This window comes from Nonomuraea sp. CX421, from assembly GCF_059358955.1.
On sequence record NZ_JCADBK010000007.1, the window covers coordinates 292565 to 313172 of the forward strand.

A 20608-nucleotide genomic window follows, 5' to 3' on the forward strand; every position below is an offset into this window, starting at 1 on the left:
CCCGGCCATCGCGGCGCGCAGAACGCGGTGGCCGGGGCCCTGGTCGCCGATCAGGATCGGTCGCGGCGCTCCAGCACGTACCAGCCGACCAGGCAGAGCAGCGCGAACAGGCACAGCCCGGCGACGAGCAGCGGCTCGGAGACCACGAAGGCGAGCACCAGCGCGGCCAGGGCCGCCACCGCCGCGATCATCGAGATCTTCGACACCACACCTCCCCCTCGACAGGTACGGGAGGGAACTCTACCGGGCGTCGGGGACCCGCCCCACGCCCGCCAGGATGCCCGGACGGCCAAGGTCGGCGGGCGAGGCCGGGGGCGTCTCCGGGTCCCAGTGAGCCACCGGCACCACACCGGGCGGGAGCAGGTCGAGGCCGTCGAAGTAGGCGGAGAGCTGGTCGGGCCCGCGGCCCGTGATGCCGCCCGAGGTCGTGGTCGTGTAGACCTGCTTGCCCGCCGTGGCCACGTCCTCGGCGGCGTCGCCCTGGTAGATGTGCGACACCACGAGGTAGCTGCCGGGGGTCAGCCGATCGCGGATCCGCTGGACGATCCCGGCCGCCTCGGCGTCGTCGGGGATGAAGTGCAGCACCGCGGCCATCAGCACGGCGTACGGGCGCGTGAGGTCGATGTGCGCGCGGAGCTGCGGATCATCCAAGATCGCGTCGGGGTCTCTGAGGTCACCGGGCAGGGCGATGGTGTGGGGGTCACGGGCGAGCAGCGCCCGGGCGTGGATCAGCACGATGGGGTCGTTGTCCACGTAGACCACCCGCGCGTCGGGCGCGTGCCGCCGCGCCACCTGGTGCACGTTGTCCTGGGTCGGCAGCCCGGCGCCGAGGTCGACGAACTGGCGCACCCCCGCCTCGGCCAGCCGGCGTACGGCCCGGCCGAGGAAGGCGCGGTTGGCCCGGGCGATCTCCCCCGCGTCGTTGCCCATCTGCCGGCCGATCTCGATGACCTTCTCGGCCGCCTCCCGGTCGGACGCGAAGTTGTCCTTGCCGCCGAGGTAGTAGTCGTACATGCGGGCGACGCTCGGGACGCGGGCGTCGATCCCGGCGGGCACACGGTCCTGGTCGCTCACGCGATCCCCTTTGCCGGTCGGTCGTCCGTTTTCAGGCGGACACGGAGCGATCATCATAAGTCCTACTTTCTCGCGCCGGAATGCGCTTTTCGCTTCCGTCACCCAGAGCGCGACGGCGAACCCGCCTGTCTCACGCCCTGGCCCGCTGATCCGCCGCGACCACGGCGATCCACACCATCGCGGTGATCGCGCCGACGCACAGGGTCAGGGAGCCGGCGCGCCCGCCCGCCATCGCCCAGCCGTCACCGAAGGCGAAGATCAGCCCGGCGAGCCGCGAGGCCGCGGCGAACCCGGGACGCCCGGCGCGGGAGTAGTGGCGGCCCAGGACGAAGCAGGCGGCGATGAGCGCGGTGAACGCGATGGAGCCGGCGACCATGTGCATGACGCCGAGCCAGCTCATCGTGCCCGTCTGGCCCAGCGGGGTGCCGGCGGGGAAGCCGTCGCCCGGGTCCATGACGAAGACTCCCGCGGCGGCCATCGCCACCCCGTTGACCAGGACCAGCCTCGGCGCCCACGTCCCGCCGGGCGTGCCGCGCAGGACGCGGCGCAACCCGATCGCCCCGGCGACCGTGAGAGCGCCGCTGACCAGGAAGTTGGCGATCTGCAGCCAGCCTAGGTCGCCCGTGCTCAGCATGCTGATGGGGTGGCGCAGCAGGTCGAAGCCCTCACGGGTGAAGGCCTGCGTCAGCGACACGACCGCGAAGAGCGGCGCGGCGACGACGGAGCCCGCGAGCAGGGTGCGCGTCGCCGGGGTGGCGGTGTGGATCTGGACGGTGGTCATGGTGTGTGTCCTTTCGCGGGGGGCGGGAGATCCGCCGGCTGCCCGTGTTCCGAGGCCGGTTTCATCCGGCCTCGCTGACGCGTCGAACGGACCGGTCCGGACTCGACACCTCCCGCCTCCACGCCTCCGACCTGGGCGAACGTGCTTCGGCCTGCATTCCCTGTCACATCTCGGAAGACTGCATTCCCTGTCACATCGGGTGAGGAGGGCCTGGTCGGACGGTTAGTGTCGATTTCCGCGGCGCCCGATCGATGCGTAGCCAGAGATCGGCACGGACCGATCACCCCGACCAGCGCGAGGAGACACCACGATGCGATTCCTGATGACGACCAAGGCCAACGGCGCGGCGGCCCCGGACGAGGCGGTCTACGCGGAGATGGCCAAGCTCGTGGAGGAGATGACCCAGGCCGGGGTGCTGCTGGCGACCGGCGGCCTGGACCCGGTGGGCGTCCACGTCACGGCCACCGACGGGACGATGACCATCACCGACGGGCCGTTCGCCGAGGCGAAGGAGGCGATCGTCAGCTTCGCGCTGATCGAGGCGCGCTCGCAGGAGGAAGCCATCGAGCTCTCCCGGCGCTTCTGGAAGGTCGTCGGCTCCGGCGAGGGCAACATCCAGCAGGTCTTCGGCCCGGAGGACTGATCGGCGGGTTGCGTGCGCGACCGGGTGGATGCTCTCATCGAGCACGTGACGTCCGGAGACACCCACCGCGCGGTCGACGCGGTCTGGAGGATGGAGTCGGCGAGGATCATCGCCGGGCTCGTCCGGATGGTGGGCGACGTGGGGCTGGCCGAGGAGCTCGCGCAGGACGCGCTCCTCGCCGCCCTCGAACAGTGGCCCGCGTCGGGCACCCCCGGCAATCCGGGCGCCTGGCTCATGGCCGTCGCCAAACGTCGCGCCATCGACCACCTGCGGCGCGACCAGCGCCTCGATGTCAGACACGAGCAGCTCGCGCACGAGCTCGCCGTCCGGCCGGACACCGCCGAGGCCGACCTCGACGCGGCGCTGGACGACGACGTGGGCGACGACGTGCTGCGCCTGATGTTCGTCTCCTGCCACCCGGCCCTGTCCCACGACGCCCGGGTGGCTCTGACGTTGCGGCTGCTCGGCGGCCTGCGTACCGAGGAGATCGCGCGGGCGTTCCTGGTCGCCGAGCCGACCGTCGCGCAGCGCGTGGTCCGGGCCAAGCGCACGCTCGCCGACCTCAAGGTGCCCTTCGAGGTCCCGGCAGGGCCGGACCGGGCCGTCCGCCTGTCGTCGGTGCTCGAGGTCATCTATCTGGTGTTCAACGAGGGCTACACGGCCACCGCCGGCGACGACTGGATCCGTCACGACCTCTGCCACGAGGCGCTGCGCCTGGGTCGCCTGCTGGCCCGGCTCGCGCCTGACGAGGCCGAGGTGCACGGCCTGGTCGCCCTGATGGAGCTCCAGGCGTCACGGTCAGCCGCCCGCACCGGGCCGGAGGGTCAGCCGATCGCGCTGCACGAGCAGAACCGCGGTCGCTGGGACCTGCTGCTCGTCCGCCGCGGCTTCACCGCCCTGCTGCGCGCCAGGCAGGCCGGCGGCCCCCTCGGCCCCTACGTGCTGCAGGCCGCCATCGCCGCCTGCCACGCGCGGGCCCGCAGTGCGGAGGAGACCGACTGGGAGCAGATCGCCGCCCTCTACGCGCTGCTCGCCCAGGTGCTGCCCACGCCGGTCGTGCAGCTCAACCGGGCGGTCGCGCTGGCCATGGCCCACGGCCCCGAGGCCGGCCTGGAGCTGGCCGACACCCTGCTCGCCGAGCCGGCACTCAAGGGCTATCACCGCCTGCCCAGCGTGCGCGGCGACCTGCTGGCCAGGCTCGGCCGGCACGAGGAGGCCAGGCGGGAGTTCGAGCGGGCCGCGGCTCTCACCCTCAACCTGCCCGAGCGTACGATCCTGCTCGACCGCGCCGCGACCTGCGCCGCCGCGGCCGTCCCCGAGGTGGGCGGCACCCTGGCCGAGGCCGCGACCGCCTTCCTGGGCCGGGCCGAGCTGGACCCTGCGACCGTCCGCTCCTACGGGCAGACCCTGGGCCGGCTCCGCCGCGAGCTGGGCGACGACCTCCCGCTGCGCGGCGTGCACGCGGCACGGGTCACCGAGATCTTCGCGTCCGCGTGGGGAGACGCCGCCGCCGCCACGTGGAACCGGCACCGGGGCGCCATCCGCTCCTTCTCCGCCTGGGCCGGCGCGCACGGTCTCCTGTCCGGCGATCTGGCGGCCGGGCTGATCCGCCGCTCCGAGCCCCGTGGCCGCACCCGTCCCATCGAGCCGCCGCGCCTCGCCGCGCTGTGGCAGCGCCCCGGTCTCGGCCTGCGCGAACGCGCGCTCTGGCTGATGCTGCACGAGAGCGCGGCGCCGGTCGGCTCGGTGCTCGCCCTCAACGTCGAGGACCTCGACCTGGCCGGTCGGCGCGGGAAGACGGCCGCCGGGTCCCGCTGGATCAGCTGGCGGTCCGGCACCGCCGAGCTCCTGCCCGGCCTCGTCGCGGGCCGCCGCCGTGGCCCCCTGTTCCTGTCGGACCGCAGGCCCGGCCCCGGCCGTCGGCCCGCTCCGGCCGACCTGTGCCCGGAGACCGGCCGTCGCAGGCTCTCGTACGAGCGGGCCGAATACCTGTTCAAGCAGGCCACCGGCCACACGCTCAGCCAGCTTCGCAGCCGATGACCGGCGACCCTCGACGACTTCAAGAAGCCGCAGGCCGCGCATCGTACGAGACTGATCAGTGCTCCGTGAATGCGCGCCGGCCGTACGAGAGCAGCTCACGTACGGCGGGATTGCGCGTGTCCTTCCAGATCAGCGCGAGCAGTGCGGGTGTTTCGACGTCATCGATGGTGCGGGCGGTGAGCCGGTCGCGGTAGCGGGCGGCCATCGACTCGCTCAGGATGCCGACGCCGAGCCCGCGAGCGGCGAGGTCGGCGATGGCGTCGCCCGCGCTGGCCTGCAGCGCGATCACCGGGTGCCGGTTCCGCGCCGCGCAGGCCTGGTCGAACACGGCGCGCAGGCCGGTGCCCGGTGGCATGCACACGATCGGATGGGGCTCCAGCTCGGCCAGGGTGACCCGGTCGCCGCGCGCCAGGGGATGCGTGGCCGGGACCACCGCGACGAGCCGCTCGCTGATGATCGTCAACGCGTCCAGGCCGTCGGGAGCGGCGGTCGCGGTGCCGATGAGCGCCAGGTCGAGGGTGCCGGCGCGAACGCCCTCGACGAGCCGGTCGGAGTTGTCCTCCCGTAGCGAGATCTCGACACCGGGATGCGCCCGGTGGAACGCGGCGAGCGCGTCGAACAGCGGTGTGATCGTGCAGCCGATGACCATCCCGATCGAGAGCCGGCCCCGGATCAGGCCGGTCACCTCGCCCACCGCTTGGCGAAGCGCATCGGCGGCGGCGAGCGCGTCGCGGGCGTGCTGGAGGGCGGCCTTGCCCGCGACGGTGAGGGTGGCGGCGCGGGCAGCCCGGTCGAAGAGCGTGGCGCCGAGCTCGTGTTCGAGCCGGCGGATCTGGGCGCTGACGCCGGACTGACTGATGTGCACCCGCTCGGCCGCCCTGGTGAAGCTCCGCTCCTCGGCGACCGCCACGAAGTATTCCAACTGCCTCAGATCCATAACCATGGATTCTAGCTTCCAGCAGAATCATCTGTTGGACTTCTAGTCGCAGGTGAACCAGGCTGAAAGGACCGACAGATCAGGAGGAAGCCATGCCGGAGTACGAGAAGGCCATGCGGCCCGAAGACATCACCCGACTGTTCGTCGAGCGGTCCAACGCCGGTGACGCGGCCGGAGTCGCCGCACTGTACGAGCAGGACGCGGTGCTCGCCTACCCGCCCGGCGGCCAGACGGTGGGCCGCGAGGCGATCCGCGCCCTGTGGGAGAAGGTGCTGGCCGACCGTCCCCGCTTCGAGCCGGAACAACCGCTGCCGACGTTGATCAGCGGCGACATCGCGCTCACCTCGACGCCGCCCAAGGACGGGAGCGGCGCCCGCGCGCAGGTCGTCCGGCGCCAACCGGACGGGAGCTGGCTGCGCCTGCTCGACCAGCCCGAGTTCGTCCCTCCCAGCCACTGACCGATCTCCGCAGGTCGCGGCGGGTCTCGGCAGGAGAGCAGAAGGTGCCGGTGTCAGGTCGTAGCAGTATTCTTCGCGAACGTGTCCATCTAGCCGTGTCCCATTCGTGGTGATGTCGTACGGCGAGACCGCCGCACACGCCACACCCGGACAGGAGTGCGATCGTGAAGTACATGTTGCTGATCCAGAGTGCGTCCGCCGAGACGGCCGACGCCGCCGACGAGTGCACCGTCGAGGACTGGATCGCCTACGACAAGGAGATGCGGGAGGCGGGGATCTGGGTCTCCGGAGAGTCGCTGGCGGACCTGGTCACCGCCACGGCGGTGCGCGTCGGCCGGGACGGCGGGCGGACGGTGACGGATGGCCCGTTCGCCGAGACCCGCGAGATCCTCGGCGGCTTCTACGTCATCGACGTGCCCGACCTGGACGTCGCGCTGGACTGGGCCGCCCGCTGCCCCGGGGCGCGCGGCGGCGGCTCGGTCGTGGTGCGGCCCGTCGCCGAGTTCGGCGGCTGAGGCCCCATGGGCGACCGGGCCGCCGGCGGCGGGGCGCCGGTGGCGTCCGTCGAGGCGGTGTTCCGTGAGGAACACGGCCGGCTGCTCGCCGCCCTGGTCCGCCGCTTCGGCGACCTCGATCTGGCCGAGGAGGTCACCTCCGACGCGATCGAGGCGGCGCTGACCCGCTGGCCGGTCGACGGCGTCCCGCCCAAGCCGGGGGCCTGGCTGATGACCACGGCGCGCCGCAAGGCGGTCGACCGGCTCCGCCGCGACCAGGCGTTCGCCGCCCGGCTGGCCATCCTCCAGGTGGAGGCCGAACGGGCGGCGCCGACCGTGGACGTGGCCCAGGGTGACCTGCCGGACGAGCGACTGCAGTTGTTCTTCACCTGCGCTCATCCGGCTCTGCCCGCCGAGGACCGCGGCGCGCTGACGCTGCGCTGCCTGGCCGGGCTGACCACCCCCGAGGTGGCGCGGGCCTATCTCGTCCCGCAGGCGACGATGGCCAAACGGATCGTCCGGGCGAAGAAGAAGATCCGCGAGGCCCGGATCCCGTTCCGGGTGCCCGGCGCGGACGAGCTACCGGAGCGGCTGCCGGGCGTGCTCCAGGTGGTGTACTCGATCTTCACCGAAGGGTACGCGGCCAGTTCGGGCCCGCGCCTCCAGCGGCTGGACCTCGCCGAGGAGGCCATCCGGCTGGGCCGGATCCTGCGCCGGCTGATGCCCGCCGAACGGGAGGTCGCCGGGCTGCTCGGGCTGATGCTGCTGATCCACGCCCGGCGCGACGCCCGGACCGGCCCGGACGGCGAGCTGGTGCTGCTCGACGAGCAGGACCGCGGCCGCTGGGACCGCACGATGATCGAAGAGGGCCGTGGCCTGGTGCCGCCCGCCCTGACCGGCGGCCTCCCGGGCCCGTACGGCGTACAGGCCGCGATCGCCGCCCTGCACAACGAGGCCGCGACCCTCGCCACCACCGACTGGCCGCAGATCGTCGCGCTCTACGACGTGCTGCTCACGCTGACGCCGTCTCCCGTCGTCGCGCTGAACCGGGCCGCGGCGGTCGCGATGCGCGACGGACCGGAGGCCGGGCTGGCGCTGCTGGACGAACTGGCCGACGAGCCGGCGCTGCGCGGCTACGCCCCCTACCCGACGGCGCGGGCCGATCTGCTGCACCGGGTCGGCCGGCTCACCGAGGCCGCGGCGGCGTACCGGGAGGCGCTCGGCCTGGCCGGCGCCGAGCCCGAGCGCGCCCACCTGCGCCGCAGGCTGCACGCGGTCGAGCAGCCCGGCGCCTGACTCCGCGACCCGGCCGAGCGCGGGTGAATCCGCGGACGCGTGTCCATCGGGCCGCTTCCCGTTCAGTGCGTCTGCGGACGCCGTGTCCATCCGGCCGTTTCCCGTTCGTAGTCATGCCGTACGGAGCCACCACACGGGACGCCCCTGTCGTGAAAGGACCGAGCACATGACCGCGACCTCCTCCACGGGCATCAAGCCCACCCACCACCACCGAACCGCGCTCCTGCTGAGCTGCGGCGCGGTCGCCGGGGTGCTCTTCCCCGTGACCTCGTTCGCGCAGGCCTTCACCCGCGACGGCTTCGACCTCCCCCGGCACGCGCTGAGCTCGCTGACCCTCGGCGACCTCGGCTGGATCCAGGTCGCGAACTTCGTGGTCACTGGCCTGCTGGCCATCCTCTTCGCGGTCGGCCTCCGGCGAACGCTGCGTCCCGGACGGGCGAGCAGGTTCGGGCCGGCTCTGGTCGGCGTCTACGGCATGGGAATGATCGGCGGCGGACTCTTCGCCCCCGACCCCGCCCTGGGCTGGCCGGTCGGCGCCCCCGAGGGCGTGCCCGAGCACCTCAGCGTGAACAGCGCCCTGCACACGGTCTTCGCCGCCGCGGCGTTCCTGTCCCTGATCGCGGCCGGTCTCGTGTTCGCCCGGCGGTTCGCCGGCCAAGGACGGCGCGGCTGGTCGGCGTACAGCGCCGCCGCCGGCATCACCACCTTCGTTCTCACGGTCCCGCCGTGGAGCGAGGACAGCGCGAGCCTGCGCTTCGCCGCCGGCGCGGTGATCATCTCCAGCTGGCTCGTCGCCATCTCCTGCCGGTTGCGCGCCGAGACCCCCGCCCAGACCGGTACGACGAGCAGCACGACGTGATCGGCGAGCCGGTCGGCGTCACCGGCGAGGGTGGCCGGTCGCCAGGTCCGCGAGCCGTGGGTCGACTTCGGGAAACGAGCCGTCGCCGAACAGGACGCGGGCCGCCAAGGCACGACCGGCACGCCCCCGCAGCACGGTCACCGCCGCCTCCGCCGCAGCGGGGGATCGGATGCCGGCGAACACGCGGCGCAGCCAGAGCCGTCCTCGGAATTTGGCCCGCAACGTGTTCCCGTCGTACCGGCTGAGCAGGCGTTGGTCACCGGTACGCAGGTAGCCGGCGGTGACCGCCGCGGCCAGCTCGGACATGCGCAGGCAGGGGTCCAGCCCACCGGCCGTCAGCGGCGACACCGCGCCCGCCGCGTCTCCGACGAGCAGCCCGGCGGGGCACGCCAACCGTCGCAGCACCCCGCCTACCGGGATCGGACCACCTCGACGCTCGACCGGACCGGCCGGCGTCACCCGGCCGGGCGCGTCCGCGGCGAAGGCGTCCAGCAGGTGGCGGAGACCGGTGCGCATCGCGTTCGGATATCCCGCGACGCCGACATGCGCGTGCCGGCCGTCGTCGATGACCCAGCCCAGGTACCCGGGAGCGACCCGTGGGTCCAGCACGCAGTGGAACGCCGGGACGCTCGCGCCCGACTCGATCGCGTGGACGATCTCGGCACCGACGAGGAAGCGCCGGTTGACGTCGAGGCCGAGATCGCGGGCCACCCGCGAGCGGGGGCCGTCGGCGCCGATGACGAACCGGGCCATCACCGGCTCCGCACCCGCGAGCCGTACGAAACCGTTCGACGCGCCGACATACCGTACGCCCAGGAGGACCCGCGCCCCGGCCGACTCCGCCTCGTGACGCGCGTGCTCGTATACGGCCGCCATGTCGGCCACCCGGTACTCGTCCCGGTCGCTGGTGAGCCGGATCGGCGCCCGCCGCGACGGCGGATACAGCAGCACGTCCCGGATACACGGCCCGAGCAGGTGCTCCGGCAGGTCGAAGTCATCGAGAGTGCGGCGTACGAAGATCCCCGTCGTGCGGATGCCCGCCGACAGCGACCTGCGGCGGTCGACCACCATCACGTTCAGCTCGCGCCGCGCGAGCAGGAGTGCCGTGCGCAGGCCGGCCAGGCCCGCACCCACCACCAGGACGTCCACTGTCCGCATACCTTGCGACGCTAGGAGCGCTGCCCCGTCGGCGCCACGGATTGCACGCTACCTGCCCCATACCTCCACACCGCCGCCACACTCGACCCCGGATCTCGATCGAGGCCTCGGTCGTTGCCTCCGGCGGCTGGCTGAACTTCGTCCTCTACCCCTTCTTCCTGGTTCGCTCCCGCCACCACCATCATGGTGAGGAGAGCCGGCCCGCCGTCGAGGCCGGCGCGCGTAGGGAGAGTGGCCCTGACAGGGCGACGATAAGCGTGCCGGCCGCCGCTACGTTGCGGGGGTGAGTGACAACAGGTTGGACACGTTCCCCCGGCACCTGCCATCGAGCACGTTCCGCATCGGGGGTGAGCTGAGCGTGCGGCGGCTCGGGTTCGGGGCCATGCACCTGCCGACCGCACCCCGACCGGCTCGCGAGGCCGCCATCACCGTAGCCCGGCGCGCCGTCGAGCTGGGCGTCACCCTGATCGACACCGCGCACCTGTACGGCTGGGGCGCCAACGAGGAACTCCTCGCCGAGGCGCTGCACCCCTATCCTAACGACCTGCTCATCGCGACGAAGGTCGGGGTCGCGCCGCCGAGCCCCCCGCACGAGGCCGCGATCTGCGGACGGCCCGACTTCCTGCGCGACCAGGTCGAGCAGGGCCTGCGCCGGCTACGCGTCGACCGGCTCGAGCTGCTCCAACTGCATCGCGTCGACCCGGAGGTGCCGCTCGCCGACCAGTTGGGGGCGCTGCGCGACCTCCAGGAAGAGGGCAAGATCGGACACATCGGACTGTCCGAGGTCACCGTCGACCAGCTCCAGCAGGCGCTGCGGATCATCGACGTCGCGAGCGTCCAGAACCGCTACAGCATGCTGGATCGCGAGCACGAGGCCGTGCTCGACGCCTGCGCCGAGGCGGGGATCGCCTTCCTGCCCTGGCGCCCCGTCCACCCCGCGGTGGCGAGGGCGACCGCCGAGATCACCGCCGTGGCGGCCGAACTCGGCGCCACGGCGGCGCAGGTCTCGCTCGCCTGGCTGTTGCACCGCTCGCCCGTCGTGCTGCCGATCCCCGGCACCGGCACGATCGGTCACCTGGAGGAGAACGTCGCCGCGGCGAACCTGCGGCTGAGCGACGACCAGTGGCGGCGGCTCGATCGGATCCAGCCGCGATGAGACGTGACGCTCCCTCCGGTCGTCGGGCGGCCGTCGATCCCTGAAGCACCGACAGGACGACGGTCCCCGAATCGTGGTTTGATAGGGATGGATCCACGTCGATCGCTCCTTCGATGAGTCCGTCCTCGCCCGGGGGCCGCGTCCCCGAGGCGTACGAACGATCAGGAGTGCCGCGTGTCCCCTTCCTTCTCACCGACCGGCGTGGATGTGACCACTGAGCGGCTCGTGCTGCGTCTGTGGCCCCCCGGCGACGTCGCCGCGGTCGTCGGCGGCCGCCGGCTCGCGCACTGGGCGCAGGACTTCCCCTCCGCCGCCGACCGGCGCATCGCCGGCTTCATCGCCGAGCGCCTCGAGGCCATGAACGTGTACGGCCAGCGTCAGATCGTCGAACGGGAGAGCGGTCTGGCCGTCGGCGCGATCGGGCTGTTCTGGCCGCCCGACGACGGCGTCATCGAGGTCGGGTACGGGATCGTGGAGTCCCGGCGTGGGCGCGGGTACGCCACGGAGGCGACCCGGGCGATGACCGCCTTCGGGCTCACCGCTCCGGGCGTGGACGAGGTGTTCGCCGACGTGGACCTGGCGAACGTGGCCTCCGTCCGCGTCCTGGAGAAGGCCGGGTTGCGACGTGTGCGTGGCGACGACGCGACGGCCAGGTTCGCCGCCAGGAGGCCGTGACCCCCCTCCCCCGTCGCCGCGAATCCTGGCACGCACGGGCAACAGGCGTGGCACGCACGGAAAAGCGGCGGATGCCCGCCCGTGCCATGCTCATGGCCAGGAGCGATCGAACGGGGAATGGCCTCATGAGGCAGACACCGCACCCGCAACCAGCCGGATCGTACTCTTCACCACCCCGATGACCGGCGGCGCCGACGGCCACACGGATCCGGGCGCCCCCATCCCCTTTACCTCTTTGTTCACGGTCACGCGACTGCCTCGGCACACGAGATCTCGAAAGGAGGTGAATGTCCATGACCGAAACGATCACAAGGTTCGGCGACAGGCTGCTGGAGCGGCTGGTCCCCAGGATGACGGTCCTCGCGTCGGGTCCCTGCCAGTGCGTGCGCACCTGCTGCATCGTCTACAGCAACGGGACCCGCCGGGCGGGAACCTACATCGAACACTGTTTCAGCGGCTCGGCGTGCACGGGTTGCTCGGCGACCAGCGGCAGCTGCTAGCGGCGGCACGTACGTCGAACACCGTCGTCGAACACCGTCGTCGAACACCGTTTCAGCCGCTCGGCGTGCACAGGCTGCAGGCTGACCGGCGATCACCGCTGACCGGCGGTTACTGCTGACCGGCGGGAGGCACGGGGCCGCCGTGGCCCGCCACGGGCACGGCGGCCCCGGAATCACCGGCCGGTCGGATTCGCGCTGGGAGTACGCGTGGAATATCTCGCTTTCGGATGTCGCTGGCTCGTCGCCCTCGTCTTCGCCGTCTCCGTCGTGAGCAAGCTCAGAGGGGACCGGCGGGAGTTCGTGGAGTCGACGCGGAAACTGCTGGGCGCCCTCCTTCCCTCGGGGAGCGCCCCGACTGCCGCCGCCAGGCTGGTCGCCCCCCTCGTCGTGGCCGCCGAGGCGGCCGTGGTGCTGCTGCTGGCCCCCGCGCCCTTCGTGGCGCTGACTCTCGCAGGCGTACTCGTCACCGCCTTCGGGCTGGCCATCGCGCTGGCCCTGCGCCGGGGCGTCGCCACCGCCTGCCGGTGCTTCGGCGGGTCGGCGCCGCTGAGCGGGTGGCATCTCGTACGCAACGCACTGCTCCTCGGCGCGGTCGCCGCGGGGCTGACGTTCGACCCCGGCCCGCTCGGCGCGGCCGAGGCCGCCGGGCTGGCGGTCACCGCGGCGGCGGCGCTCGCGGCGGCCGTGATCGTCGTACGTCTCGAAGAACTCGGCGAACTGTTCGGCCCGAGGCTGTCGTAGCCGTCGGGACGCTCGAAGGGAGCACGCAATGGCCGTGATGTGGGCCGCCATCGTCCTGGTCGGGGCGGTGTGCGCACTGGATCTTGTCCTGACGCTCGGCATCGTCCGCCGGCTGAAAGAGCACACCGCCCATCTCGAAGGGCTGCTGCGGGCCGGGCCCGCGGGGACGTTCGAGGGCGGGCTGCCTGCGGTGGGGGCCGCCGTCGAGGAGTTCACCGCGACCACCCTCGACGGGGAGGAGATCGGCAGGAGTTCCTTGTCGGGTGAGACGCTGGTGGCGTTCTTCAGCCCCGGCTGCGCGCCCTGCGTGGAGAAGCTGCCGGGATTCCTCGCCCACGCCCGCGAGCGCATCGGGGGCCGCCGCCTGATCCTCGCGATCGTGGCGCCCGGGGAGCAGGCCGCGACGGCGCAGATGGCCGCCGAACTACGGCAGGTGGCGACGGTCGTCGTGGACGACGACTACGGCGGCGGCGTCGCCAGGGCCTTCTCCGTCACCGAATACCCCGCGTTCTGCCTGGTCAACAGCGAGGGGACGGTCCTCGCGGTCGAGCGTGACGTCGCCAGGCTCGCGGCGCCCGCCGAGAGATGACGGCGTCCGACCGCCGCCCGCTGGCGGCCGGGTTGATCCGGGCGATCGTTCTCGCCTGCCGGTCGGCCCCCTCCGCCATGGCCTGCTACCTTGCCGTCACCCTGCTGACGGCCGCGTTCCCGGTGGCGATCGCCTGGCTGACCAAGCTGACGCTCGACAGGGTGGTGACGGCCGGCTCCATCTCGGCGGTCGCCGGGCTGGTGACCGGCCTCGCGGCGGCCGGCCTGGTGAACGCGGCCGTGCCGTACGCGACGCAGTACCTGCGGGGGGAGATCGACCGCAGGGTGGGGCTCTCCGCCCAGGACGAGCTGTTCACCGCCCTCGACCGGGCCGTGGGCGTCAGCCGGCTGGAGGACCCCGCCTTCCTGGACCGCCTGCGGCTCGCCCAGCAGAGCGCGAACACCCCCGGGCGGCTGGTCGACTACGTCCTCGGCTTCGTCCGCGGCCTGCTCACCCTCACCGGGTTCGTCGGATCGCTCCTGGTGATCAACACGGCGATCACCCTCATCGTGCTGGCGGCCGGGGTTCCTGCCCTGATGATGTCCGTACGGCTCTCGCGGCTCAGGGCGGCGGTGCTGCTGTCGATCGGCCCGACCGAGCGCCGCGAGTTCTTCTACGGCGACCTCCTGACCAGCGTGAACGCGGCGAGGGAGGTCCGGCTGTTCGGGCTCGGCGTCTTCCTGCGCGGGCGGATGCTCGCCGACCGCATGGCCGCGAACGATGCCCGCCGCCGCCTCGACCGGCGCGAGCAACTGGTCCATGCGGCGCTCGCGACCCTGTCGGCGGCGGTTTCGGGCGCCGGGCTGGCCTGGACCGTGTTCGCGGCCGTCCAGGGGCAGCTCACCGTGGGCGACGTGTCCATGTTCGTGGCCGCGGTGATGGGCGTGCAGGGCGCGCTGGACTCCGTGGTGGACTCGATCGCCGGCGGCCACCAGCAGCTCATGATGTTCGGCCACTACGCGGCGGTGGTGGACGACGGGCCCGACCTGCCCGCCCCGGCGGAACCGCTCGACAGTCCCGCGCTGCGCCACGGCATCGAGCTGCGCGACGTGTGGTTCCGCTACAGCGACGGGCATCCGTGGGTGCTGCGCGGCGTGAACCTGTTCCTTCCCGCCGGGACGACACTCGCGCTCGTCGGCCACAACGGCTCGGGCAAGAGCACGATCGTGAAGCTGCTCTGCCGCTTCTACGACCCCACGAAGGGCGCGATCCTGTGGGACGGCGTCAACATCAGGGACATGGATCCCGCCGCGCTGCGCGCACGCATCGGCGCGGTGTTCCAGGACTTCATGGCCTATGACTTCAGCGCCGCCGACAACGTCGCCCTCGGCGACCTCACCGCGCTCGGTGACCGCGGCCGCATCGAGACGGCCGCCGGCACGGCGGGCGTGCACGAGACCCTTCGCGGGCTGCCCCTCGGCTACGACACCCTGCTGACGCGGATGTTCTTCGGCGACTCGGGCGACGACGACACGCAGACGGGAGTGGTGCTGTCCGGCGGCCAGTGGCAGCGCGTGGCCCTGGCCCGGGCCTTCCTCCGCCGGTCCCGCGACCTCATGATCCTCGACGAGCCGAGCGCGGGCCTCGACGCGGAGGCCGAGCACGACATCCACACCCGGCTCCGCATGATCAGGTCCGGCCGCACCAGCCTGCTCATCTCCCATCGGCTCGGGGCCGTCCGGGACGCCGACCTCATCGTCCTGCTCGGCGACGGCGTCGTGAAGGAACAGGGCACCCACGAAGAACTCCTCGCCGCCGGCGGGACGTACGCGCGGATGTTCCGGCTCCAGGCCCAGGGCTATTCCGAAACCGCCACGCGCCAACCGGAGGGATTCCCGCAGTGAGCGTCGTCGTCGTGAGCCTGGCGGTGTGCGCGGCGGCCGTCGCGGGAGCCGTCCTGTGGCTGCGCCTCCGCTACGTCATGGTCTCCGTGTCCGGCACGAGCATGGAACCCGCCTACCGCTCGGGCGACCGCGTCTGGGTCCGCCGCGCCCCGATCGGCTCGGTGCGGACCGGCCAGGTGGTGGTGGTCAGGCTCAGCTATCCCCCGGCCTGGAACCTCGCGGTCAGGGAGCCCTGGAGCATCAAGCGCGTGACCGCCGCTCCCGGCGACCCCGTGCCCAGGAGCGGCTTCGACGCCCTCGCCCGCGTCCCCGAGACGACCGTCCCCGACGACTGCCTGGTCGTCTCCGGCGACAACGCCGCCGACTCCTACGACTCCCGCCACTGCGGTTACGTCCCCGGCGACCGGTTGCTCGGCGTGGTGGTCCGCCGCGCGGCCGCCCCCAGCCCTCGCTGACCGCCCCCGGATCCCTGTCAGCGGCGGTGACGAACGGGCCGGCCGTCAGTTGTCCCCGATGAGCCGCCCTTTCCGCGCCTGCCACCGGTAACCGGCCGGGGTGACGCCGAAGGCCCTGCGGAAGGTGCGGTTGAAGTGCGAATCGTTCGGGAAACCCCACCGGGCGGCGATGGCGTTGATCGGTATGCCGTCCAGCCGGGGATCGGCCAGGGCGCGACGGCAGCGTTCCAGCCGCCGCTGTCGGATCCAGCCGCCGACGGTATGTCCTTCCTGCTGGAACATCCGGTACAGGTGCCGCAGGGAGATGTGGTGGGCGGCGGCGATGACGGCGGGCGACAGATCGACCTGTCCCAGCCGTTGCTCGATGAACGCCCGGATCCGCAGAGTGAGTGTCCTGCTGGGGTCGGTCAGAAGCGGAGTGGGGGCGACTTCCAGCTCGTGGGCGAGCACGGCGATGACGAGATCGAGAGTGACGGTGGACAGCCGACCCACGTCGGCGACCGACAGCTCGTCGGACCGGGTCACCATTCCGCGAAGCAGGTCACCGAGCAGCGCGGCGACGCCCTGCCGGCCTGTGATCCCGGCGGCCAGCAGACGACGGATCTCTGGGACGGGAAACGGCAGAGCGTCATGCGGGATCCGCAAGATGATGCCGTCCGAGCCGGCCTGGTGCCGCGCCGTCGCCGTGTCACGCGGATCGCTCGCCGTCCACGCCTTGTAGGGAAGGGAGGTGTCGCAGAGCATCAGATCGGTCGGCGCCAGGAGCGTCTCGCGGTCCTCCTGTTGTATCCCCGCGATGCCGCGTAAGACGAGAGAGATCAGGTACGCCTCGGGATCCGAACTGCGGATCCTGCTCATGCTCCTGTGCGCCTCGAAGCCGACGCACTTGATCCGGGAGATCGGTACCGAACCGAGGTCGATCGTCGTCATCTCGGCCCAGAAGTCGGCTTCCCGGTCACTGGAGGCGCTGACCGAGACCACCGATCGGGCCACGGCCTGCCACCAGAAGTCGAACCGTTCGCTGACCGGTACGTCGTCGAGTCGTAGCACCGAAGTGATCACCGTCGCTCCCCATTCCGAACGGTCGGCGGCGTGTCGGCCACAGCCCCCGGGCCGCGCGCGCGTGACGAACGAGCCGCGAGCAGGAATGCGGCACCGGCGGCGGAAGGACCAGGCCGCCGCGCCACCAAGCACCTTTCTCAGCTGGCTTGAAGTGGCAATCCCTGGCACTCAGTGAACATCAGCTATCCGACATTTCCCGCGACTCGTCCGTTGCACCCCATATCAGGGACATAGGCACGCAAATCCGGTCCTCAACCCAGGGGGAGAGAAATGCGGATTTTCTGTCAACGGCGCTCGAATCCTGGGCGCTGGCCCACTTTTCGTGATCAGGTCACGGCCCCGGCGTTGTCCCTGTCGCCCTGGGCAAGATCAGCCCACGCTCATCGAAGAGCGAAGAGGCGTAGTAGCTCAGCCTGCTCGGGGCGTACGGGAAGCGCCTGGTTACTCGCGCGAGGGTAGATCTCGGCTGCGGACCACTGCGCGGCTCGCACACTGGAGGCAGAGCCGATCCTGACGCCGCGCGCCCGTAGCTCAGCGAGCAACCGCTCGGCATCGAACAGGTGCACCGACTCGATACGCCACGGGCGACTGGTGCCTCGTGACGAAGCCGGCGGCGACGCGGGTCCCGTCAGCACGAGGTAGTAGTCCACCGCCGCTCGCTCGGTCACGTCCAGAAGACCCTCACGCTTGAGGTACCACTTCACGTTGACCGTCCGCCCACGCAACGGCCCAGAGGCGAACCGGCCGTCTGTCGCGGATATCGCGGAGCTCTCCTGCTCGATTCCGAAGACCCGCGCCGCGATCCACTCGCCCAGGTGACCCGCGGTCATCGGACGCCCGATGACCGCCGAGATCTGCTCGTCGACGGCGTTTCGTTCCCTCAGCAGATCTGCTATCCGCCGCACCTTGGGATCGCTCATGCCGACCAGGTCTCCACTGCCCAACTCCAGATGCCCTGTTCGTAGTGGCGCGGTTCGCGATCCGACTATCAGATGGCCGAGCGCTCTGAGTTTCGTCACTCTCGTTTTACCGGTCAGGCGACCATGGGCGGGTCTGAATCACCGCACCTTTGCTCCGACGGCCGCAGATTCCGCTTCGAGCCCGCCCACGCTGATCAGACCTTCTCCCTGGTACGCCGGGCCACGATGAATGACGAGATTATCGGCCCGTCGACGACCTCTTCGGAGTCGATCGTCCTTCCAGCCTTCAAAGCGGGCCCTGCGCGGCCGTCCCGCCCGCAGGGACGGCCGACTGGCCGCGCACGCTCCACCACCGATCGGGATCACTGCCGATCCGCATCGCCCCTGACCAGCAAAAGGCCCGGCCCCGAAGCCGGAACCGAGCCTACGCGCGACACGTGGCCAGGGCGGGCGCCCTGTGCTGGGTCACTCGCGTTCGACGCCGCCGAACTCGGCTGGAACGAGTTCGCAGGGTGCGACCGGTCCGCGGATGACCCCGACGCTGCCTCCATGGCTCTTGACCGGGTCGCCGTTGGCGGAGTGCATCTGGACGACGAGCGTCTCGTCCGGCCCGAAATCCTCCGGATCGACCGAGAAGTCGATCGAGTCCTCGGCTCGTCTCAGCGGCATCCTGTCCGGCTGAGGCACGATCTCCCCTCGCGGCTCGCGGCAGGTCTGTCCGTGAGGGACGTAATCGATCACTGCTCGCACGCCCTCCTCTCCCAGCCTCTGCTCCAGTTCCTTGGGCCTGACGAACTCGTTGATCCGCACGGTGACCGTACCGTCGGAATTCTTGACGACGGCGAACGCCGGCGTGTCCGACATCAGCGGCACGACGACCGCCACCGCTACGACCACCGCTGCGGCCAACCCCGCCACGGCCACCACCGGGCGTGCGGATCGGCGCGCCGGCCGGGGTTCCCACGGGACCGTGGCGGCCTCCGCGCGCAGTTCCTCGAGCAGCTTGTCCCTGAACGACACCGTCATCACAGTCCTTCCGTCACGAGAGCCGCCGTTACGCCGGGTACCTTCCGCAGAGTCCGGCGGGCGCGATGCAGCCGGACTCTGGCCGTGCCGACCCTGATGCCCAGGGCCTGGGCCGCCTCCGCCACCGTCAGCTGGTCGATGACCACGAGTTCGAGCAACGCCCTCTCCCCTTCCGGCAGGTCGGCCATGGCCGACAGTGCCCGCCGGGCGGGCTCTTCGGCGTCGATGCGGTCGGTCAGGTCGGCGATGTCGTCGCCGTCCAGCAGCCGGCGCGCGACGACCCGTTCGACGGCGCGGGCCTCGCGCTCGCTGCGGCGTCGCTGGAGCGACAGCACGTTCCGCGCCACGCCGTACAGCCATCCGGTCTCGCTGCCCCGTCCCGGCCGGTAGGTGTCCCGAGAGTGCAGCGCCGCGAGGAACGTCTCCGCCGTCAGGTCGGCCACCGCGTGCGGGTCGGTCACCCGCCGTGCGACGAATCGCGTCATCGCGTCGAAATGCCGCAGGTAGAAGGTTTCGAAAGCCTGCGTCCCGGCTAACGGGTCCGCCGGTTCCACCTGGTTGAGCCGCACGAGCCGGGCTCCCTTCGTCCAACAGTGCTTACACCTTGTACTTGACCGAACCCCGGAATGCATTACGACGCGGTGCGGGTGCGGGCGAGCGACAGCCCCGGGCGGGCGGCCGCCCGCCCGGGGCAGCGGCCGGCCTCGGTGGAGGTCAGTGGATCGCGGGCGGGGTGGTCGGTTTCTTCGCGGGCTCGCCGAGGGCGCCGCGCGCGGCGGCGATGGCACTGTGGAAGGACACCTCGCTGAGCAGGCCCGGCGCGGCGACCATGTCACCGGCGAGGAACACGCCGTCGCCGCAGTCGACGGCCGGCCGGTCGCGCCAGGTCTGACCGGGCAGGTCCAGCGCGCCGGTGCGGCGGTTGGCGACGCTGTGACGCCGCCAGGTGGTCCGCTCGCGCCAGCCGGGCAGCGCCTGGTCGACCAACTCCTCCAGCCGTACCAGCGCGTCGGCCTTGCCTTCCGTTCCCCGCAGGGGCAGCTGGGCCTGGATCAGCGATTCGCCGGGCGGGGCGAGGCTTGGGTCAGGCAGGCTGTAGCGCTCCAGCCAGCCGGCCGCGTCCAGGTCGGACACGACGAAGACGTCGCGACGATCGGCGCGTACGGCGAGGTCCAGCAGGAGCGTCCGGCCGCTCTCCACGCTGGGCGGCGTCGTGCCGAGCAGGCGGCCCGCGGCGTCCAGCGAGGTGGCGACGATGACCGGTGGCGCGGGCAGGTCGGTCACGCGCGCATCGGTCTCGATGCTGACGCCGAGGGCGCGGGCATGGGCGGCGAGCCGGTCGATGAGGCCGTTCCAGCCGCCCATGAGGTAGCGGGCGGGCGGCCTTGGCGCGAACACGCGCAACAGCCGCTCCCAGACGAACGCCGCCGAGAGCCGGCCCGGCTCCGCGTAGAAGGTCGCCACTCCCATGAGGTTCGACGCGGCCGACGCGGCCTGCTCTCCGTGGTGGCCGCGGATCCAGGTGTGGAAGTCGATGTCGACCGGTGCGCGTCGACGGCGGTGTGCCAGCACCCGCGACAGCGCGGGCGGCGGAGTACGGCGCAGCCGATCGCCGTGGAGGAACCGGAATCCGGCCAGACCGAGTAGCGGTACGCCGGAGTGCGGGCCGAGCAGGTCGCGCTCGGCGAGCCATCGCCACCAGGCTCCGTCGCGGTAGAGCACGTGGGGGCCGTCGTGGGCCACGTACGGTGGGGCGGTGGCGCGGGCTCGCCCGCCGAGTGTGTGATGCGCCTCCAGGAGGCGGACCTGTGTTCCGGCCTCGGCGCAGGAGATGGCGGCGACCAGCCCGGCGAACCCGCCGCCGACAACGGTGATCCTCTTCATGACCGGATGACGACGT

General features: G+C 71.9%; 22 protein-coding genes and 1 pseudogene. 13 read left to right on the forward strand and 10 right to left on the reverse strand.

The features are described from left to right. Nucleotides 1-50 precede the first annotated feature (50 nt). The 3 genes from AC5L3X_RS16270 to AC5L3X_RS16280 form a co-directional block, all read right to left on the reverse strand. Nucleotides 51-206, reverse strand: coding sequence for a hypothetical protein (locus AC5L3X_RS16270; protein ID WP_494857722.1), 156 nt, complete (start codon nucleotides 204-206; stop codon nucleotides 51-53). A 34-nt stretch (nucleotides 207-240) separates the two neighbouring features. Then, nucleotides 241-1074, reverse strand: coding sequence for an SAM-dependent methyltransferase (locus AC5L3X_RS16275; protein WP_494857724.1), 834 nt, complete (start codon nucleotides 1072-1074; stop codon nucleotides 241-243). Between the two features lie 130 nt (nucleotides 1075-1204). After that, nucleotides 1205-1855, reverse strand: a complete 651-nt coding sequence (locus tag AC5L3X_RS16280; protein WP_494857726.1) for a DUF998 domain-containing protein — start codon at nucleotides 1853-1855, stop codon at nucleotides 1205-1207. A gap of 310 nt (nucleotides 1856-2165) precedes the next feature. Between AC5L3X_RS16280 and AC5L3X_RS16285 the strand changes: the two genes are divergently transcribed. Both AC5L3X_RS16285 and AC5L3X_RS16290 read left to right on the forward strand, forming a co-directional pair. Further along, entirely contained in the window at nucleotides 2166-2498 is a 333-nt protein-coding gene (locus tag AC5L3X_RS16285) for a YciI family protein (protein WP_494857727.1), read from the forward strand. A 90-nt stretch (nucleotides 2499-2588) separates the two neighbouring features. Continuing rightward, nucleotides 2589-3797: pseudogene (locus tag AC5L3X_RS16290) on the forward strand (RNA polymerase sigma factor); the annotation flags it as partial. A gap of 796 nt (nucleotides 3798-4593) precedes the next feature. Here AC5L3X_RS16290 and AC5L3X_RS16295 read toward each other — a convergent pair. Beyond that, nucleotides 4594-5475: a LysR family transcriptional regulator gene (locus tag AC5L3X_RS16295; RefSeq protein WP_494857728.1), complete on the reverse strand. Its 882-nt coding sequence runs from the start codon at nucleotides 5473-5475 to the stop codon at nucleotides 4594-4596. A 92-nt stretch (nucleotides 5476-5567) separates the two neighbouring features. Here AC5L3X_RS16295 and AC5L3X_RS16300 point away from each other — a divergent pair, with 92 nt between their 5' ends. The 4 genes from AC5L3X_RS16300 (at nucleotide 5568) to AC5L3X_RS16315 (ending at nucleotide 8582) form a co-directional block, all read left to right on the forward strand. Next, nucleotides 5568-5933 carry a YybH family protein gene (locus AC5L3X_RS16300; RefSeq protein ID WP_494857730.1) on the forward strand — a complete coding sequence of 122 codons (366 nt, stop codon included), beginning with the start codon at nucleotides 5568-5570 and terminating at the stop codon, nucleotides 5931-5933. 173 nt (nucleotides 5934-6106) lie between these two features. Further along, a complete protein-coding gene (locus tag AC5L3X_RS16305) occupies nucleotides 6107-6448 on the forward strand; it encodes a YciI family protein (RefSeq protein ID WP_494857810.1) in 342 nt (113 codons plus the stop codon). A 6-nt stretch (nucleotides 6449-6454) separates the two neighbouring features. Next, a complete protein-coding gene (locus tag AC5L3X_RS16310; RefSeq protein WP_494857731.1) occupies nucleotides 6455-7723 on the forward strand; it encodes an RNA polymerase sigma factor in 1269 nt (422 codons plus the stop codon). Between the two features lie 166 nt (nucleotides 7724-7889). Continuing rightward, nucleotides 7890-8582 (forward strand): DUF998 domain-containing protein, encoded by a 693-nt coding sequence (locus AC5L3X_RS16315; RefSeq protein ID WP_494857733.1) that lies wholly within the window; start codon nucleotides 7890-7892, stop codon nucleotides 8580-8582. 18 nt (nucleotides 8583-8600) lie between these two features. Here AC5L3X_RS16315 and AC5L3X_RS16320 read toward each other — a convergent pair whose 3' ends face one another. After that, the gene (locus tag AC5L3X_RS16320; RefSeq protein WP_494857735.1) at nucleotides 8601-9740 is read right to left on the reverse strand and encodes an NAD(P)/FAD-dependent oxidoreductase; all 1140 of its coding nucleotides are present in this window, start codon (nucleotides 9738-9740) and stop codon (nucleotides 8601-8603) included. A 283-nt stretch (nucleotides 9741-10023) separates the two neighbouring features. On the opposite strand from AC5L3X_RS16320, the gene AC5L3X_RS16325 reads away from it, so the two are divergent. The 7 genes from AC5L3X_RS16325 to AC5L3X_RS16355 all read left to right on the forward strand — a co-directional run bounded on the left by AC5L3X_RS16325 (nucleotide 10024) and on the right by AC5L3X_RS16355 (nucleotide 15700). Next, on the forward strand, nucleotides 10024-10896 hold the full coding sequence (locus tag AC5L3X_RS16325) for an aldo/keto reductase (protein ID WP_494857737.1): 873 nt from the start codon (nucleotides 10024-10026) through the stop codon (nucleotides 10894-10896). A gap of 174 nt (nucleotides 10897-11070) precedes the next feature. Then, nucleotides 11071-11571 (forward strand): GNAT family N-acetyltransferase, encoded by a 501-nt coding sequence (locus AC5L3X_RS16330; protein WP_494857739.1) that lies wholly within the window; start codon nucleotides 11071-11073, stop codon nucleotides 11569-11571. Nucleotides 11572-11864: 293 nt separating this feature from the next. Continuing rightward, nucleotides 11865-12071, forward strand: a complete 207-nt coding sequence (locus AC5L3X_RS16335; protein WP_494857740.1) for a hypothetical protein — start codon at nucleotides 11865-11867, stop codon at nucleotides 12069-12071. Between the two features lie 207 nt (nucleotides 12072-12278). Next, nucleotides 12279-12812, forward strand: a complete 534-nt coding sequence (locus AC5L3X_RS16340; protein WP_494857742.1) for a MauE/DoxX family redox-associated membrane protein — start codon at nucleotides 12279-12281, stop codon at nucleotides 12810-12812. Between the two features lie 28 nt (nucleotides 12813-12840). After that, a complete protein-coding gene (locus tag AC5L3X_RS16345; RefSeq protein ID WP_494857744.1) occupies nucleotides 12841-13401 on the forward strand; it encodes a TlpA family protein disulfide reductase in 561 nt (186 codons plus the stop codon). Continuing rightward, nucleotides 13398-15245: an ABC transporter ATP-binding protein gene (locus AC5L3X_RS16350; protein WP_494857746.1), complete on the forward strand. Its 1848-nt coding sequence runs from the start codon at nucleotides 13398-13400 to the stop codon at nucleotides 15243-15245. The genes AC5L3X_RS16345 and AC5L3X_RS16350 overlap by 4 nt, the downstream gene beginning before the upstream one ends. Continuing rightward, nucleotides 15242-15700: a S26 family signal peptidase gene (locus AC5L3X_RS16355; protein WP_225263072.1), complete on the forward strand. Its 459-nt coding sequence runs from the start codon at nucleotides 15242-15244 to the stop codon at nucleotides 15698-15700. The genes AC5L3X_RS16350 and AC5L3X_RS16355 overlap by 4 nt, the downstream gene beginning before the upstream one ends. A 45-nt stretch (nucleotides 15701-15745) precedes the next feature. On the opposite strand, the gene AC5L3X_RS16360 is transcribed toward AC5L3X_RS16355, so the two are convergent. The 5 genes from AC5L3X_RS16360 to AC5L3X_RS16380 form a co-directional block, all read right to left on the reverse strand. Beyond that, nucleotides 15746-16762 (reverse strand): helix-turn-helix domain-containing protein, encoded by a 1017-nt coding sequence (locus AC5L3X_RS16360; protein WP_494857748.1) that lies wholly within the window; start codon nucleotides 16760-16762, stop codon nucleotides 15746-15748. 380 nt (nucleotides 16763-17142) lie between these two features. Continuing rightward, complete coding sequence (locus AC5L3X_RS16365; protein ID WP_494857749.1) at nucleotides 17143-17682, reverse strand: hypothetical protein; 540 nt, start codon at nucleotides 17680-17682, stop codon at nucleotides 17143-17145. Between the two features lie 465 nt (nucleotides 17683-18147). After that, entirely contained in the window at nucleotides 18148-18708 is a 561-nt protein-coding gene (locus tag AC5L3X_RS16370; protein ID WP_494857750.1) for a hypothetical protein, read from the reverse strand. Continuing rightward, on the reverse strand, nucleotides 18708-19277 hold the full coding sequence (locus tag AC5L3X_RS16375; protein WP_494857751.1) for an RNA polymerase sigma factor: 570 nt from the start codon (nucleotides 19275-19277) through the stop codon (nucleotides 18708-18710). The genes AC5L3X_RS16370 and AC5L3X_RS16375 overlap by 1 nt, the downstream gene beginning before the upstream one ends. A 145-nt stretch (nucleotides 19278-19422) precedes the next feature. Then, complete coding sequence (locus AC5L3X_RS16380; protein ID WP_494857752.1) at nucleotides 19423-20592, reverse strand: NAD(P)-binding protein; 1170 nt, start codon at nucleotides 20590-20592, stop codon at nucleotides 19423-19425. Between the last annotated feature and the right edge of the window lie 16 nt (nucleotides 20593-20608).